This is a genomic window from Candidatus Blastococcus massiliensis AP3 (assembly GCF_000582785.1).
GTDB classification, from domain to species: domain Bacteria; phylum Actinomycetota; class Actinomycetes; order Mycobacteriales; family Geodermatophilaceae; genus Blastococcus; species Blastococcus massiliensis.
This window is the reverse complement of record NZ_HG931173.1, coordinates 1,649,029-1,663,521: the sequence shown is the minus strand read 5'-3', so window position 1 is coordinate 1,663,521 and position 14,493 is coordinate 1,649,029. Positions and strand designations below refer to the sequence as shown.

The window sequence follows — 14,493 nt, the reverse complement described above, 5'->3', positions numbered from 1 at the left end:
GGGGACGAGCCCTCAGGCCGCGACGACCGCGCGTGGCTCGTCGGCCTGGAGCGCCGTCAGGCTGCGCCGGACACCGACCGCCACCGCGCCCAGCGCGAAGAACCCCTCGTCGTCCTCCAGGGAGGAGGTGCGCAGGAGGCTGACCAGCCGCCCCAGCGCGGCTCCCGCCCGGGCGATCTGCTCGTCGCGCTCGTCGGGGGTCGACCCGTCGCTGGTGTGGTACGGCGTGCAGACGACGCCGGCCAGGCTCTCGAGGGTGTCGGCGAGCACCCAGCCGGTCCCCGCGTCCACCTGGTCGATGCCCCGGCGGTGCGGGTGGAACTCGACGACCAGCGAGGTGAGGTCGTCGACGAGGACGGCGACACGGTCGACGGCGCGGGCCTCCTCGCGGATCTCCGTGGCGCGCCCCTGCCACTTCCGGGCGCGCGGGTTGGCCCGTCGGGCGCGTTCGACCCGGGTCGCGGCGCTGCGCATCCGGTCGAGCGCGCGGTCGAGCCGGCGGTTGCGCTCGGTCCAGTGCGAGACGTCCGGCACCTGGCCGTCGCGCAGCATGGCGGCGATGTCGGTCAGGTGCCGGGCGAGCAGGCCGCGGGTGGCGGTGATCTGCTCGACGGCACGGGTGAGCTGCAGCGGCGGGAAGAGCACCGTGGTGACCAGCACGCCGATGGCCGCCCCGAGCATCGTGAGCCCGGCGTAGCGCAGCACGTACGTGTCGGGGTCGTCCAGGCCGACGGTGAGCATGAGGACGGCGGCGAAGCTCACCCAGCTGGCCTGCTCGCGCCACAGCTTCCACTGCTCGACGACGACCGCCAGCGCCACGATCGCGGCGACGGTCAGCGCGTTGGGCACCGCCCGGGTGAGCTCGTAGACGAGCACGGCCAGCGTGAAGCCGGTGAGGATCGCCAGCACGCTGCGCCAGGCGGCGCTGGCCGAGTCGGCGATCGTCGGCAGGACGGCGATCACCGCGCCCAGCGGGGCGTAGTAGGCGTAGTCCGACAACCACGGCGGCAGCAGCACCGCCACCTGCCAGGCCAGGCCGGCGGCGACGGCGGCCCGCACGCCGCGCTGCGCGCCGGGATGACGCAGCAGCGCCAGGAAGCGGTCCATCCCCTCCCAGGATGACGGGCGGGGAGCCGTGATCGCCGCAGAGGTGGCGAGCGTCACGCGGGCATGGACGAGATCTGCACACTCGCCCCGTCGGACGCCCTGATGGGGACGAGTGTGCAGATCTCGACGCTCAGCTGCGACGGTCCCGTGTGACGATCGCGTCATGGCCGACGAGCTCTCCCCCGAGGACCCCTTCCCCCGCCGGCGCGTGCGGGTGCGCGACGCGGAGATGGCGTACGTCGACGTGGGCGAGGGGGACCCGATCGTCTTCCTGCACGGCAACCCGACGTCGTCCTACCTGTGGCGCAACGTCATCCCGCACGTGCAGCACCTCGGCCGCTGCGTGGCGCCCGACCTGATCGGCTTCGGGCAGTCGGACAAGCTGCCCGCGCCCGGACCCGGCACGTACTCGTTCGCGACGCACGCCGAGTACCTGGCGGAGTTCCTGGTGACGGTGGGGGCCACCGAGCGGGTGACGCTGGTCCTGCACGACTGGGGGTCGGGGCTCGGGTTCGACTGGGCCGCCACCCATCCCGACGCCGTCCGCGGCATCGCGTTCACCGAGGCGATCGTCGCGCCCATCGAGTGGGACGAGTGGCCGGCGCCCGACGTCTTCCTGCGCATGCGCGGCCCGGACGGCGAAGCCGCGGTGCTGGACGAGAACCTGTTCGTGGAGCTGCTCCTGGCCGGCGGCGTGGCCCGCGGGCTCACGCCCGAGGCCTTCGACCGCTACCGCGAGCCGTTCCGGGAGCGCGAGTCCCGCTGGCCCACTCTCGAGTGGCCCCGGCAGCTCCCGATCGAGGGAACGCCCGCTGACGTGGTGGAGCGGGTGGCGGCCTACAGCACCTGGCTGGGCCGCAGCGACGTGCCGAAGCTGTTCGTCGACGCCGACCCCGGCGCGATCCTCATCGGCCGGCAGCGCGAGCGGGTGCGCAGCTGGCCGGCCCTGACGGAGGTGACCGTCCCCGGCAGCCACTTCGTCCCCGAGGACTCGCCGCACGAGCTCGGCCGCGCGGTGGCCGACTGGCTCGCCGCCCTGGAGTGAGCGTCAGACGAGGGCGCGGACCGTCTCGGCGGCGGCGACCACCGCGAACACCAGGAAGAGCCCGGCCGCGACCCGCCGGATGAGCGCGATCGGCAGCCGGTCGGCGAGGTTCTTGCCGAGGAAGACCGCGAGCGCGGAGACCACCAGCAGCGCGGCCCACGCCCCGACGAACACCGACAGCGGCTCGTCGTAGCGCGCCGCCAGCCCCGCGGTGGCCAGCTGGGAGAGGTCGCCCCACTCGGCGGCGAACAGCACGCCGAAGGAGATGGCCGCGACCCGGAGGAAGGACGTGCCCTCGCGTCCCTCGCCGGCGTCGTCGGCGTCCTCCGGCCCGCTGGTCGCGCTGCGCCACAGGATGACGGCACCGATCAGGAACAGCGCCGCGACGACGCCGCTCACCAGCGCCCCCGGCAGCAGCGACAGCAGCGAGCCGGCGGTGACCGCGATGGCGACCTGCAGCCCGAACGCCGTCCCGACGCCGACGAAGACCGGCAACGGCGGGAAGCGGGTGGCCAGTACCAGGCTGGCGAACAGCGTCTTGTCCGGGAGCTCGACGGGGAGCACCAGGAAGAACGCGGCCGCGACGACCGACAGGACCACGAGACTTCTCCTCCGCGAGGCGCCGCCTGGCGGAGCCGGGAATGCCTCCGACCGGGCAGCACAGGGCTGCTGGTCGAAGGTCTCGCCCATCCACGCGGGACGTGGACCCGCTGACCGGGCGGCCTCGGGAGGCGCCAGCATGTCGACCAGCGGACGGGGGGCTACTCCCCTTCGGCCGCCGAGCCTAGCGGGTGAAACCGGCTGCGGAGGACGGGCACCGGGGTTAGCCTCCGCACATGCCGTTCCGTTGACCCGTTCCACCGAACGCACTTCCGCCCGCCGCCCGGCCGCTCGCCCGGCTGGCGGTGGGCTGGGCAGCGCTGTCCGAGCTGGTGCCGCTGTACCCGCTCTACGCGCTGCTGTTCCTCGACACCGGACTGTCCGGCGCGCAGATCTCGATGCTGTTCGCGGTCTGGTCGATCACCTCCTTCGTCGCCGAGGTCCCCGCCGGGGTGCTCGCCGACCGGTGGTCCCGCCGCGGGGTCGTCGTCCTCGGCGGGGTGCTGCAGGCGGCCGCCTTCGCGGTGTGGACGGCGGCGCCCGAGACCTGGGCCTTCACCGCCGGCTTCGTGATCTGGGGACTGTCGGGCGCGCTCGTCTCCGGGGCCGCCGAGGCGCTGGTCTACGACGGCCTGGTCGCCGAGGGCGCCGGAGGGAGCTACGCGCGGGTCAACGGCTGGATGACCGCCGCCGAGCTCCTCGTGCAGATCCCGACCGCGTTCGCGGCGGCCGCCCTGTTCGCCGCCGGCGGTTATCCGCTGGTCGGCTGGGCGAGCGTCGTCGTCTGCCTCGCCGCGGCCGCCCTCGCGCTCCGGTTCCCCGAGACGCCGCGGACCGAGGACGACGACGAGGAGCAGCCGCTGCGCCAGGGGGTCCGGGAGTCGCTGCGCTCCCCGGCGCTCCGGGTCCTGGTGCTCGCGGTCGCGCTGATCGGCGGTCTCGACGCGATCGAGGAGTACTTCCCGGTGCTCGCCGGCGACTGGGGCGTACCGACGACGGCGGTCCCGGTCGCCGTGCTGGTCATCGCCCTGGCCGGCGCGGCCGGTGCCGCCCTGGGTGGCCGCGCCGACCGGCTGCGGAGCGGCACGCTGCTGGTGCTCCTCGTCCTCGCGGCGGGGTGCCTGGCAGGAGCCGCGCTGTGGGCCCGGCCGGCCGCGCTGGGCTCGGTCGCGGTCTTCTACGCCCTGTACCTCGCCGTGCTCGTCGTCGCCGAGGCGCGGCTGCAGGAGGGCATCGCGAGCACGCACCGGGCCACGATCACCTCGGTCGCGGGCCTCGGCATCGAGGTGGCTTCGCTGCTGGTGTTCGCTGCCTGGGCGCTGGCCGGGCCGCTCGCGGTGGCGGTGCTGGTGGTCGCCGTCGTCCCGGTGGTCCGGGCCGGCCTGCGCACCAGGGAGCCGGGCACCAGTGACCCGAGCGCCAGGGCGCCGACCGCGCCCGCTGCAGGTACGCCGACGGGGTGATGCCGACGACCCGCGACCCGTTCGGCCACCGATGAGCGGTCATGACCAAGGTCGAGGACGTCAGCCCGCAGGAGCAGGAGCGTCGGCTGGCGGAGTGGGCGGCGCAGCAGGGCTGACCGTCAGCCGAGGGAGCAGCGGCTGCACCAGCGGGCCGATGGCCAGCGCGTACAGGACCGTGGCGATGCCCACGGTGCCGCCGAGCAGCCAGCCGGACACCACCACGAGGACCTCGATCGAGGTGCGCACCGGCCCGACCTTCCGGCCGGTGCGCCGCACGAGGCCGGTCATGAGCCCGTCCCGCGGGCCGGGGCCCAGACGCACACCCACGTAGGCGGCAGTGGCGACGGCGTTGCAGAGGATGCCGACGGCGACGAGCGCGATCCGCAGCACCAGCGACGACGGAGGATCGACCACCGCGAGGACGGCGTCGGCCACCAGCCCGACGACGACGACGTTGCTGACCGTGCCGATACCCGGACGCTCGCGCAGCGGGATCCAGGCCAGCAGCACGAGCACCCCGACGGCGATGATCACCGTGCCGAGCGACCAGCCGAGCAGCCGCGCCAGCCCCTGGTGCAGCACGTCCCAGGGCATGACGCCGAGGTCGGCGAGCACCAGCGCCGCGATCGAGACGCCGTAGAGCGCCAGCCCCACGTAGAGCTGGACGAGCCGCCGCGGCATGCGCCGCCCGGAGAGCGCGTCGATCACCAGCGGCGGGGGCTCGTGGGTCAGCGGGCCGAGCGGCGGGCGATCCGGGCGGCGAGGACGCCGGCCGAGTACCCGCTGTCGATGGTGCTGACCGCCACCCCGGGCACGGTCGAGTGGAGCATGGTCATCAGCGCGCCCAGACCACCGAGGGCCTGCGGCTGGCCGGTCGAGGTCGGCACCGCGACCACCGGGACGTCGGTCCGCTCCGCCAGCGTGGCCGCCACGCCGGCGTCCAGCCCGGCGACGACGACCAGGCAGTCGGCCTCCGCGAGCTGCGACGGCTCGGCCAGCAGTGCCCGGAACCCGGCTCCCGCGACGTCGTCGTGCCGCACGACGTGCGTGCCGGTGACGCGGGCGACGAACGCGGCCTCGGCCGCGACCGCGGTGTCGGCCGCGCCGGCGCACAGCACGCCCACCCGCCCGGCCGGTTCGGGCAGCGGCCCGACGGCGGCAGCCATGGCGGCGGCGTCCAGGGTGGTCGCCCCGTCGTGCTCGCCGGCGAGGGCCACCAGGGTCTCCGCCGTCGCGCGCAGGACCAGTGCCGGACGGTCGGGGTGCTCGCGGCGGGCCTCGCGGACCAGCGCCAGCACCTGCTCCGTCGTGCGTCCGGTCGCCCGGACGACCTCGGGTCCGGCGACCGGCTCGGCCTCGCGCGGGGTCACGGGAACGGGGGTCGGCAGCGGTCCGAGCAGCGGCTCATCGGGCCGGTCGACGCCCAGCGGCGGGTCGGCCGGCGGAGTCGACCCGAGCAGCAGTGCGAAGCCCTCGTCGTCCGCGGCGAGCGGGAACCCGGCCGGCGCCGGAGCGACGGCATCGTCGGCGGGCGCGGGTTCCGTGCCCGGGCCGTCGAGCGGGCTCCCGGCGGCGCGCTTCTGCGTCACCCCGGACAGCCGCACCACGCGGTTGCGGCCGCTGCGCTTGGCGTCGTAGAGGACGCCGTCGGCGGCGGCGAAGAGGGTGCGCCGGTCGTCCCCGCGGGCCGCCGAGGCGATGCCGACGCTGATCGTCACCGGCTGGTCGAGTCCGAGCGAGGCCCAGTCGTAGCCGGCCACCTTGCCGCGCGTGCGCTCCAGGGCGCGCTCGGCCTGCTCGGCGGTGGTGTCCGGCAGCAGGACGACGAACTCGTCGCCGGCCCACCGGCACACCTCGTCGGAGTCGCGGACACCGGCGATGAGCAGCTCGGCGACCGCCCGCAGGACGGCGTCCCCACCGGGGTGGCCGATCGCGTCGTTGATCGACTTGAACCGGTCGATGTCGACGACGGCCAGAGCCGGGACGCCACCGCCGGCGAGCAGCCCGTCCAGGCGCGCCTCGGCGTAGCGGCGGTTGGGCAGGTGCGTGAGCGGGTCCTCGTAGGCCTGCCGGCGCAGCTGCCCGGCGGCCCGCTCGGTCTCCAGCAGGCTCTTGCGCCGGCCGAACAGCTCCACCCAGCGGGTCCGCCGTTCGTCGACCCGGTCCAGCTCGTCGGACAGGTAGGCCTGCAGGTAGGGCAGGGCCCGGCCGGCGTCGTCGAGCTCGGCGTGCAGGGTGCACAGCTCTCGCAGGGCGGCCCGGCGCAGCCGGGGGAGGCCGTGCTCGGTGGCCAGGTGCAGGGTGGAGACCAGGTGCTCGTCGGCGCCGGTCGAGTCGCCCTGCCGGCGCAGCGCCCGGCCCAGTGCGAGCTGGGCGGCGGCCCGCTGCGCGCGGTCGTCGGAGGCGGAGGTGACGCGGACGGCGGCCCGCAGCTGGCTCACCGCGGCGGTGTGCTCGCCCAGGCCCACCAGCGCCCAGCCGTGCACGATCTGCGCCGCGACCAGCCCGGGGGCGTCCGGCGGCAGCAGCTGCAGCGCCTCCTCGGCCAGCGCGCGGGCCTCGGCGAAGTGCGGGCCCGCCGTCTCGGGCAGGCCGTCGTCGAGCAGTCCTTCCCCCAGCTCGGCGCACAGCTCGCCGAGCCGGGTGGCCGCGACGGCGACGAGCACGTCGGGGTCGCCGTCACCCGCGCCCAGCGCCTCGGGCTCCGCGGCGGCCGAGCGGGCGGCCTCGTGCGCCCGGCGCTGGAAGTCCAGCGCGAGGGGCATCAGTTCCAGGTCGGCCAGGACGCCGGCCAGCGTGCCGAGGGTGTCCACGAGCAGCCGGCTCGGGGGCAGCAGCGGGTCGAGCAGGCTGGCCGCCTCCACCGCCTCGTCCATGGCGGCGTCGATCCGCCGGGACAGCAGCTCGATGCGGGCGTGCCGGGCCAGGCCGGCCGCCCGCTGGAGGTCGTCGTCGGTGGCGTCGAAGGCCGCCTTGGCCGAGCGGACGAGGGCGATGGCCAGCGCGGCGTGCGAGGCGGACTCCGAGCGCGGATCGGCGTCCGGGTGCGCGGGGGAGCCGTGTCCGTCGATCAGCCCGGCGACGCCCGCGTGCAGGTCGAGCGCCTCCTCGGCCGCGCCCTCGGTCCCGCCGGAGCCCACCGGCTCGCCCACGAGCGTGAACCCGGCGACGCGGAGCCGGCGGACGAGCAGCTCGGCCCGCAGGGTGTCGGCCCAGGCGCGGCCCAGATCGGCGGCGCCTCCGGACGCGACCGGGTCGGGCTCCGCCGCCTGGTAGGGGGAGGGCTCGGAGTCGACGCCGGAGAGCAGTTGCTCCGCGTCGTCCAGCCGCCAGTTGGCCAGGGCAGCGGTCACCCGTTGGTGCAGGGCTCCGGGTGGCACGAGCGCACTGTGCACCGCACCCCCGTCGGTGTCGAGCACGTCGTCGGGAACGCGCCGTCCCCCGTCCGTCGTGCCCCACGTGTCCCAGCCGCGCGCCGAGCTCATGCTCCCGGCCGGTCGTCGGAACCGGCTGCGGGCCCGCTGCTCGCGTCGGCGGGCGGCGCCCCGCCCGGCGCCCGGACCCGGTTGCGCCCGCTCCGCTTGGCGGAGAACAGCAGCAGGTCGGCGCTCTCGAACAGGGTCCGCCACCCGACCACCGGCTCGGGGTGCCCCTCGGCGACCTCGGGTGCGGTCGCGACGCCGACGCTGACGGTGACCGGCTCGGTCAGCCTCAGCTCCGACCAGTCCGCCGAGGCGACCGCCGAGCGCAGCCGCTCCATCACCGCGACGGCCTGCCCCTCGGTGGCGGTGGGTAGGAGGACCAGGAACTCGTCGCCGGCCCAGCGGTACACCTCGTCGTTGGTGCGGCTGTGCTCGCGGAGGAGGTCGGCCACGCGGCGCAGCACGACGTCGCCCTGGGTGTGCGAGGCGCCGTCGTTGACCTGCTTGAACCTGTCGACGTCGACGACGGCCAGCGACAGCGGCTCCTCGCCGAGCCGCAGGCCGGCCAACCGGCGCTCGGCGCTGCGCCGGTTGCCCAGGCCGGTGAGCGGGTCCTCGAGGGCGTGCCGGCGCAAAACCGCCGCCTGCCGCTCCGCCTCGCGCAGCCTGCTGCGGCGCACGAACATCTCCGCCCAGAGCTGGCGGCCCCGCGCGTGCGCACGGCCGGTGTCGGCGCGGTAGGCCTCCAGCCAGTGCAGGGCGTCGGCGGTGCGGCCCAGGTCGGCGCTGTTGCGGCCCAGCTCCAGCAGGCACTGCCGGTAGCGGCGGCGGTCGCCGGAGGAGGCGAAGGCGCCGGCGGCGTCGACCAGCAGCTGCACGGCCTCCTCGCCGTGCAGGGGATCGGAGTCGCGGGCAGCCAGCCGGACCAGCAACCGGGCGAGGACGAGCTCGGTGTAGCCGCGCAGCCAGACGCCGCCGTCGGCCCGGACGTGCCGGTGCACCCGGCGCAGCGGACCCAGGGCGCCGTCGAGGTCGTCGGTGCAGGTCAGCGCCCAGGCCTGGACGACGTCGAGCAGGTCGGCCTCGGCCGGCTCGGGCTCGCGGTCGAGCTCGCGGGCCACGCCGGCGCAGCCGATCGCCTCCTCGGCGAGCTCGGCCGCGCGCTGCTCGTCACCGCGGCGGCGCAGGGTCTGGGCGAGCTCGACGTGCTGCTGGGCGCTGAGCAGCAGGGTGTGCCACTGGTCGTCGACGTCGGGGAGCTGGCCGGCCACCCGGTGCGCGCGGCCGGCGTGCGCGACCGCCAGCTCCTCCAGGTCCAGCCCCGCCAGCGTCAGCGACAGCCACCGGTGCGCCTGGAGCAGCGCGCGGCTGGGCTCCTGGGCGGAGGGCTCCTCGGTGAGCAGGCTCGCGTCGACCGCCATGAGCATGGCCGCGTCGACGTGGTCGGCGGTCACCTCCACGTGCGCCAGGTAGGCCAGCGCCAGCGCCGTCCACGCCGAGGGCAGGCACTCGTGCAGGGCCGTGCGGGCCGCCGTCCCCGCCTCGCCGACGGCGTCGGGCTCGCCGTCGACCAGGGCGGCGCGGGCGGCCACCGCCGAGCGCCACGCGCTCCAGTACGGCTCGTCGCTGTGCGCCAGGACCGCGCCGACCTCGTCGAGCACGGCGCGGATGTCGTCGCCGTCCCGGTCGCCGGGGGCCAGCAGCCGCCAGAGCGCGGCCTGCAGCCGAGCGGTCTCGGCCGGCGACGGGCCTGCGGAGGGCGCGGCGGAGGAGGCGGGGGACACGCCACCTCCAGTCGCGGGTCGTCGTCCGGTCACCTGAACCGGAGCTGCCGGTCAGCGAGGCAGCTTCCCCCGGGTCGCGCACCAGCCGCCCCGCCCGCACTACCCTCGTCGGATGCCCGGGATGCAAGCAGGCACGTCTCCGACGAGGTTCGCCTATCTCGGGCCCGAGGGTACCTTCGCCGAAGCGGCCCTGAGCAGCGCAGTTGCCACCAGCGAGGGAACGCGGACCCCCCGCCCGAGTGTCCCCGCCGCGCTCGCCGCCGTCCGATCGGGGGACGTCGACGCCGCGCTGGTCCCGCTGGAGAACTCCGTCGAGGGCTCGGTGCCCGCCACCATGGACGGGCTGGCCGACGGCGACCCGCTCCTGATCACCCGCGAGGTGTTCCTGCCGGTCGCCTTCACCCTCGCCGTCCGCCCCGGGACGACGCTGGCGGACGTGCGCTCGGTGGCCAGCCATCCGCACGCGCTGGCGCAGACCGGCCGGTGGCTGGAGGCTCATCTCCCGGGGGTGACGCCGCTGCCCACCAGCTCCACAGCCGGAGCCGCCGCCGCCGTCGCCGCGGGGGAGTTCGACGCGGCGGTCTGCGCGGCGATCGCTGCGGAGCGCTACGGCCTCGACTCGCTGGCCGACGACATCGCCGACCACGCCGGCGCGGTGACCCGGTTCGTGCTGGTCAGCCGCCCCGGCCCGCTGCCCGAGCCCACCGGCAACGACAAGACGTCGCTGGTCGCCGTCGTCGGCGACCGCACCGGCGCGCTGCTGGACCTGCTGCGCGAGTTCGCCAGCCGCGGCATCTCGCTGACCCGCATCGAGTCGCGGCCGACCCGGCAGCGGCTGGGCGTCTACTCGTTCTCTCTGGACTGCGAGGGCCACATCGCCGACGCCCGGGTGGGCGAGGCGCTGGCCGCCCTGCACCGGGTGTGCGACGACGTCCGTTTCCTGGGCTCCTACCCCCGGGCCGACGGGCGGGAGAACCGTCCCGTCCCGGCCGGGTCGGACGACCCCGCGTTCGGCGAGGCGACCGACTGGCTGGCCCGCGCGCGCTCCGGCCGCCCCTGACTCGACGAGATCTGCACACTCGCCCCGTTCAGGTGCCTGATGCGGGCGAATGTGCAGATCTCGCCGGTCCCGCGGCTACGCTCCGGCGCCGTGACGCACCCCACGCCGTGGAGCCCGTACCCCGCGACGACGACCGGGCCGGCTCCCGCACCGCGCCGTCCGACGGCGATCGAGCTGGGGGTCCTCCAGGGTGCCTTCGTGCTGTTCCTCGTGCCGTGGTTCTTCCTGGCCATCGGCGGAACCATGGGGCTGGCGAACTGGGAGTCGATCCTCGCGGCCTTCGTGATCCTGGCCTGGTGGAGCTATCCGCTGGTCGCCGTCGTCACGTCGGTCGTGGCGTGGGTGCTCTTCGGCGTCCGCCGGCTCGGCGCCGCCCGATGGGTGAACCGCGTCCCGCTCGTGTGGGTCCTGGTCGGCGTCGTGCTGCTGGCCTGGATCGCCGTCGCCGGCTGAGGAGTCAGCCTGAGCGCGCGCGGAGCTCGTCGACGATCCGCCGGGTGACGGGCACCTCGATGCCGTGCCGGTCCGCGGCGCGCAGCACCGCGCCGCCGATCGCCTCGAGCTCGGTCGGGTTGCCCTCGTCGGCGTCCCGCTCCATCGACGAGCGCATCCCGTCGGGCAGCGACCAGGCGAAGTCGCGGGTGGCGGCCGGGTCCGGCGCTGCGCCCTCGGCCTCCGCGACCGCGGCCACCTCGGCGATGACGGCGGTGAGCTCGTCGCCGTGCTCGTCGCGCACCGTGCCGAGCGGCGTCCCGCCCCGGGTGGTCAGCAACGCCATCGGCGCGAGGAAGCAGAGCTTGTCCCACAGCAGGCCGGCCTCGTCGGGGCGGACGCCCGCGTCGATCCCGGCCGCGGTGAGGGCGTCGGCCAGCTGCTCGGCCCCGGGCGCCAGCTGGACGGCGACCAGCTGCCCGTCGTGCCGGATCATGCCGGGCGCGGGGCGCGAGGCGAACACCCGGATCGTGCCGGCGACCACGCGCGCCGCGGGGTAGCGCTCCCGGAGCAGCGCCAGGTGCTCCACGCCGTTGAGCAGCGGGACCACGACCGCGTCGCCCAGCACGTCGGCCGGCACGCGCTCCAGCGCCTCGGCCAGCGAGGTGGCCTTGGTGGTGACGAGCAGGACGTCGACCGGTTCGGTCAGGCGCTCGGCGCCCCGGACCTCGGCCGTGACCTCGCCGAACCGGTCGCTGGTGAGCCGCAGGCCGTGCTCGGTGAGATGCTCCGCCGTCTCCGGTCGGGCGAGGCAGGTGACCGCGTGCCCCTGCCGGGCGAGGAGGACGGCGAGCAGCCCGCCGACGCCGCCGGGTCCGAGCACGGCGATCCGCAGAGAGGTCATGACCGCATCCTTCCCCCTTGCGGGGCGGTGCTTGTCCTGCCGGGTGCCGGACCGGATGCTTCGCCGCATGACCCGCGCGCGCCCCTTCTCGCTGCTGGTCGGCGCCCTGGTCGGCGCGGGGATCGTGTGGGCCGCCGGGCAGGTGGCCACCTACGACGGCCGGCAGCGGATCGACCTGGCCGGCTGGGCGGAGACCCGCCACGCCTGGGACCGGGAGATGATGCCTGGCGCCCGCTGGGCCACCGACGAGCTGTGCACCGACGACCTGCCCTGCGACCAGGCCGTCACGTCCGAGACCCTCACCATGTACCGCTTCGCCGACCACGCCGACGCCGTCGCCGCCGCCCGCCGGTTCGCCGGCGAGGCCTACAAGTCGGGCTGGATCGTGGTTCGGTTCGAGCCCGGCGCCCTCACCGCTGACCAGCGGCTGGACTTCGTCTCGGTGCTCGACTGCATCCACGTGGGCGTCACCGAGGACGGCGTGGAGTGCTGATCACCTCGCCGAAGCCCCGCTGAGCTCCCGTTCCTCCGCCGGCGCCGTCGGCCCGTCCGCCAGCACGCTGGGCCACCAGACCTTGTCGCCGATGAGGTGGACGGCGGCCGGCACGAGCAGGGTGCGGACGACGAAGGTGTCGAGCAGGACGCCGAAGCCGACCAGGAAGCCCAGCTGGATGAGGATGACCAGCGGTAGCACGGTCAGCGCGCCGAAGGTGGCCGCCAGCACCAGGCCGGCGCTCGTGATCACCCCGCCGGTCACCGCCAGCGACCGCAGCACGCCCTCCCTCGCCCCGAGCCGGATCGACTCCTCCCGGGCACGGGTCATCAGGAAGATGTTGTAGTCGATCCCCAGCGCCACCAGGAACACGAACCCGATCAGGAGCACCTGCGGGTCGCTGCCGGGGAACTGGAACAGGTGGTCGAACACCAGCGCGGCGACGCCGACGGTCGCCGCGGTGCTCAGCGCGGTGGTGGCGACCAGCAGGATCGGGGCCACGATCGCGCGCAGCAGCAGCGCCAGCACGACGGTGATCACCAGCAGCACCAGCGGCACGATGACCAGCAGGTCGCGAGCCGCGGTGTCCTGGGTGTCGAGGTCCTGTGCGGACGTGCCGCCGACCAGCGCGTCGGGGTCGACGCCGCTCACCGTCGTCCGCAGCGCCTCGACGGTGCCCTGCGCGGCCTCGCTGTCGGGGGCGTCGTCCAGGGTCGCCTCCAGCCGCACCAGGCCGTCGACCTCGAGCGGTTCACCGTTCCCGGCCCCGGGCGGGCCGGCCTGCTCGCCGGTGAACGGTTCCACCTCGGCGACGCCGTCGGTCCCGGCGGCGGCATCGGCGACGTCCTGCCAGCCGTCGGCGGGGGTGATGATGATCGCCGGGCTGGCGGCGCCGGCCTCGAAGTGCCGGGCGATGGCCTCCTGGCCCTCGCCGGACTCGGAGCCGCCGCGCACCCCCTCGGACAGCGGGATGCCGTCGGAGTCGAAGGCCGGCACGAACAGCGCGAGGGCGACGAGCGCGCCGCCGCTGACGAGCAGGTAGCGGCGGGGCCGACGGCCGACGGAGGTGGCGATCCGCTCCCAGCCCCTGCCCTGTGCGGTCTCCTGGCCGTGCTTCGGGCGGAAGGGCCAGAACGCGGCCCGGCCGAACAGCACCAGGACGGCGGGCAGGAAGGTGAGCGCGGCGAGCATGGCGAACGCGATGCAGACCGCGGAGATCGGGCCGAGGCCGCGGTTGGAGCCCAGGTCGGAGAAGAGCAGGCAGAGGACGCCGAGGATCACCGTGCCGCCCGAGGCCAGGATCGGCTCCCACGACTGCTTCAGGGCCACCCGCATCGCGGTGTACTTCGACTGCTCCCGCCGGAGCTCCTCGCGGTAGCGGGCGACCAGCAGCAGGCCGTAGTCGGTGGCCGCTCCGACGACCAGGATGGAGGCGATGCCCTGGCTCTGGCCGTTGACGTCGATCCAGCCCTGCTTGGCCAGGAAGTACGCGACCGCGAGCGAGACGACCAGCGCCATGCCGGCGGTGCCGATGACGAGCAACGGCAGCAGCGGGCTGCGGTAGACGACGAGCAGGATCAGCAGGACGACGCCGAACGCCGCCACCAGCAGCAGACCGTCGATGCCCGAGAAGCCCTCGGCGAAGTCCGAGAAGATCGCGCCGGGGCCGGTGACGAAGGCGGTGGTGCCGTCGATGCCGTCCAGTCCGCGCAGTTCGCCGACGATCTCGCCGAGCGTGTCGCCCAGGTCGGGGTCGAACGGCAGGACCGCCTGGACCGCCTCGCCGTCCTCCGAGGGGATCGCCGGCGACGCCTCGCCCTTCAGCGCGCCGGCGTCCTCGGCGATGCCGACCGCCTCGTCGATCCGCTCCTGCGCCTCGCCGAGGGCGGCCGGGTCGAGGGGCCCGTCGTCGCTCTCCCACAGCAGGATCACCGGGAGCGTGCGCTCGCTCTGGAACTCCCGGCTCAGCTCGGTGACCCGCGTGGACTCCGCGCTGTCGGGCAGGAAGGCGGCGGAGTCGTTCTCCGAGACCTCGCCGAGCTTGCCGCTGAACGAGCCCAGCGGGCCGGCGAGCGCCAGCCACGCGATGGCGATGAGCGCCGGGATCAGCCAGCGGAGGATGCGGGTACGGCGGGCCATGATGTCCTTCGGCGGTCGATAATCTCGATCATCGAGAGATTAGG

Annotated in this window: 12 protein-coding genes; 5 read left to right on the top strand and 7 right to left on the bottom strand. The window is 75.3% G+C overall.

Annotated elements, in window-relative coordinates; genetic code table 11:
- Positions 1 to 12: 12 nt before the first annotated feature.
- Positions 13 to 1,107, bottom strand: coding sequence for an FUSC family protein (locus BN344_RS08195; RefSeq protein ID WP_040337650.1), 1,095 nt, complete (start codon positions 1,105 to 1,107; stop codon positions 13 to 15).
- A 163-nt stretch (positions 1,108 to 1,270) separates the two neighbouring features.
- Between BN344_RS08195 and BN344_RS08190 the strand changes: the two genes are divergently transcribed.
- Entirely contained in the window at positions 1,271 to 2,152 is an 882-nt protein-coding gene (locus BN344_RS08190) for a haloalkane dehalogenase (RefSeq protein WP_040337649.1), read from the top strand.
- A 3-nt stretch (positions 2,153 to 2,155) separates the two neighbouring features.
- Here BN344_RS08190 and BN344_RS08185 read toward each other — a convergent pair whose 3' ends face one another.
- Positions 2,156 to 2,752 (bottom strand): TMEM165/GDT1 family protein, encoded by a 597-nt coding sequence (locus tag BN344_RS08185; protein ID WP_040337648.1) that lies wholly within the window; start codon positions 2,750 to 2,752, stop codon positions 2,156 to 2,158.
- A gap of 305 nt (positions 2,753 to 3,057) precedes the next feature.
- Here BN344_RS08185 and BN344_RS08180 point away from each other — a divergent pair, with 305 nt between their 5' ends.
- Positions 3,058 to 4,215 carry an MFS transporter gene (locus tag BN344_RS08180; RefSeq protein WP_081788439.1) on the top strand — a complete coding sequence of 386 codons (1,158 nt, stop codon included), beginning with the start codon at positions 3,058 to 3,060 and terminating at the stop codon, positions 4,213 to 4,215.
- A 60-nt stretch (positions 4,216 to 4,275) separates the two neighbouring features.
- Here BN344_RS08180 and yczE read toward each other — a convergent pair whose 3' ends face one another.
- The 3 genes from yczE to BN344_RS08165 are packed head-to-tail and all read right to left on the bottom strand — an operon-like array spanning position 4,276 to position 9,421.
- Positions 4,276 to 4,923: a membrane protein YczE gene (gene yczE, locus BN344_RS08175; RefSeq protein ID WP_197022255.1), complete on the bottom strand. Its 648-nt coding sequence runs from the start codon at positions 4,921 to 4,923 to the stop codon at positions 4,276 to 4,278.
- A gap of 20 nt (positions 4,924 to 4,943) precedes the next feature.
- Positions 4,944 to 7,700, bottom strand: a complete 2,757-nt coding sequence (locus BN344_RS08170; RefSeq protein WP_040337647.1) for a diguanylate cyclase domain-containing protein — start codon at positions 7,698 to 7,700, stop codon at positions 4,944 to 4,946.
- On the bottom strand, positions 7,697 to 9,421 hold the full coding sequence (locus tag BN344_RS08165) for a GGDEF domain-containing protein (protein WP_231486591.1): 1,725 nt from the start codon (positions 9,419 to 9,421) through the stop codon (positions 7,697 to 7,699). The genes BN344_RS08170 and BN344_RS08165 overlap by 4 nt, the downstream gene beginning before the upstream one ends.
- Before the next feature lie 112 nt (positions 9,422 to 9,533).
- On the opposite strand from BN344_RS08165, the gene pheA reads away from it, so the two are divergent.
- Together pheA and BN344_RS08155 are read left to right on the top strand one after the other, a co-directional pair.
- Positions 9,534 to 10,481 (top strand): prephenate dehydratase, encoded by a 948-nt coding sequence (pheA, locus tag BN344_RS08160; RefSeq protein ID WP_231486589.1) that lies wholly within the window; start codon positions 9,534 to 9,536, stop codon positions 10,479 to 10,481.
- 90 nt (positions 10,482 to 10,571) lie between these two features.
- Complete coding sequence (locus tag BN344_RS08155) at positions 10,572 to 10,934, top strand: hypothetical protein (RefSeq protein ID WP_155858787.1); 363 nt, start codon at positions 10,572 to 10,574, stop codon at positions 10,932 to 10,934.
- A 4-nt stretch (positions 10,935 to 10,938) separates the two neighbouring features.
- On the opposite strand, the gene BN344_RS08150 is transcribed toward BN344_RS08155, so the two are convergent.
- A complete protein-coding gene (locus BN344_RS08150) occupies positions 10,939 to 11,817 on the bottom strand; it encodes a ketopantoate reductase family protein (RefSeq protein WP_040337645.1) in 879 nt (292 codons plus the stop codon).
- Between the two features lie 67 nt (positions 11,818 to 11,884).
- Between BN344_RS08150 and BN344_RS08145 the strand changes: the two genes are divergently transcribed.
- Complete coding sequence (locus BN344_RS08145) at positions 11,885 to 12,310, top strand: hypothetical protein (protein ID WP_040337644.1); 426 nt, start codon at positions 11,885 to 11,887, stop codon at positions 12,308 to 12,310.
- Here BN344_RS08145 and BN344_RS08140 read toward each other — a convergent pair whose 3' ends face one another.
- The gene (locus BN344_RS08140) at positions 12,311 to 14,449 is read right to left on the bottom strand and encodes an MMPL family transporter (RefSeq protein ID WP_040337643.1); all 2,139 of its coding nucleotides are present in this window, start codon (positions 14,447 to 14,449) and stop codon (positions 12,311 to 12,313) included.
- Positions 14,450 to 14,493: the final 44 nt, after the last annotated feature.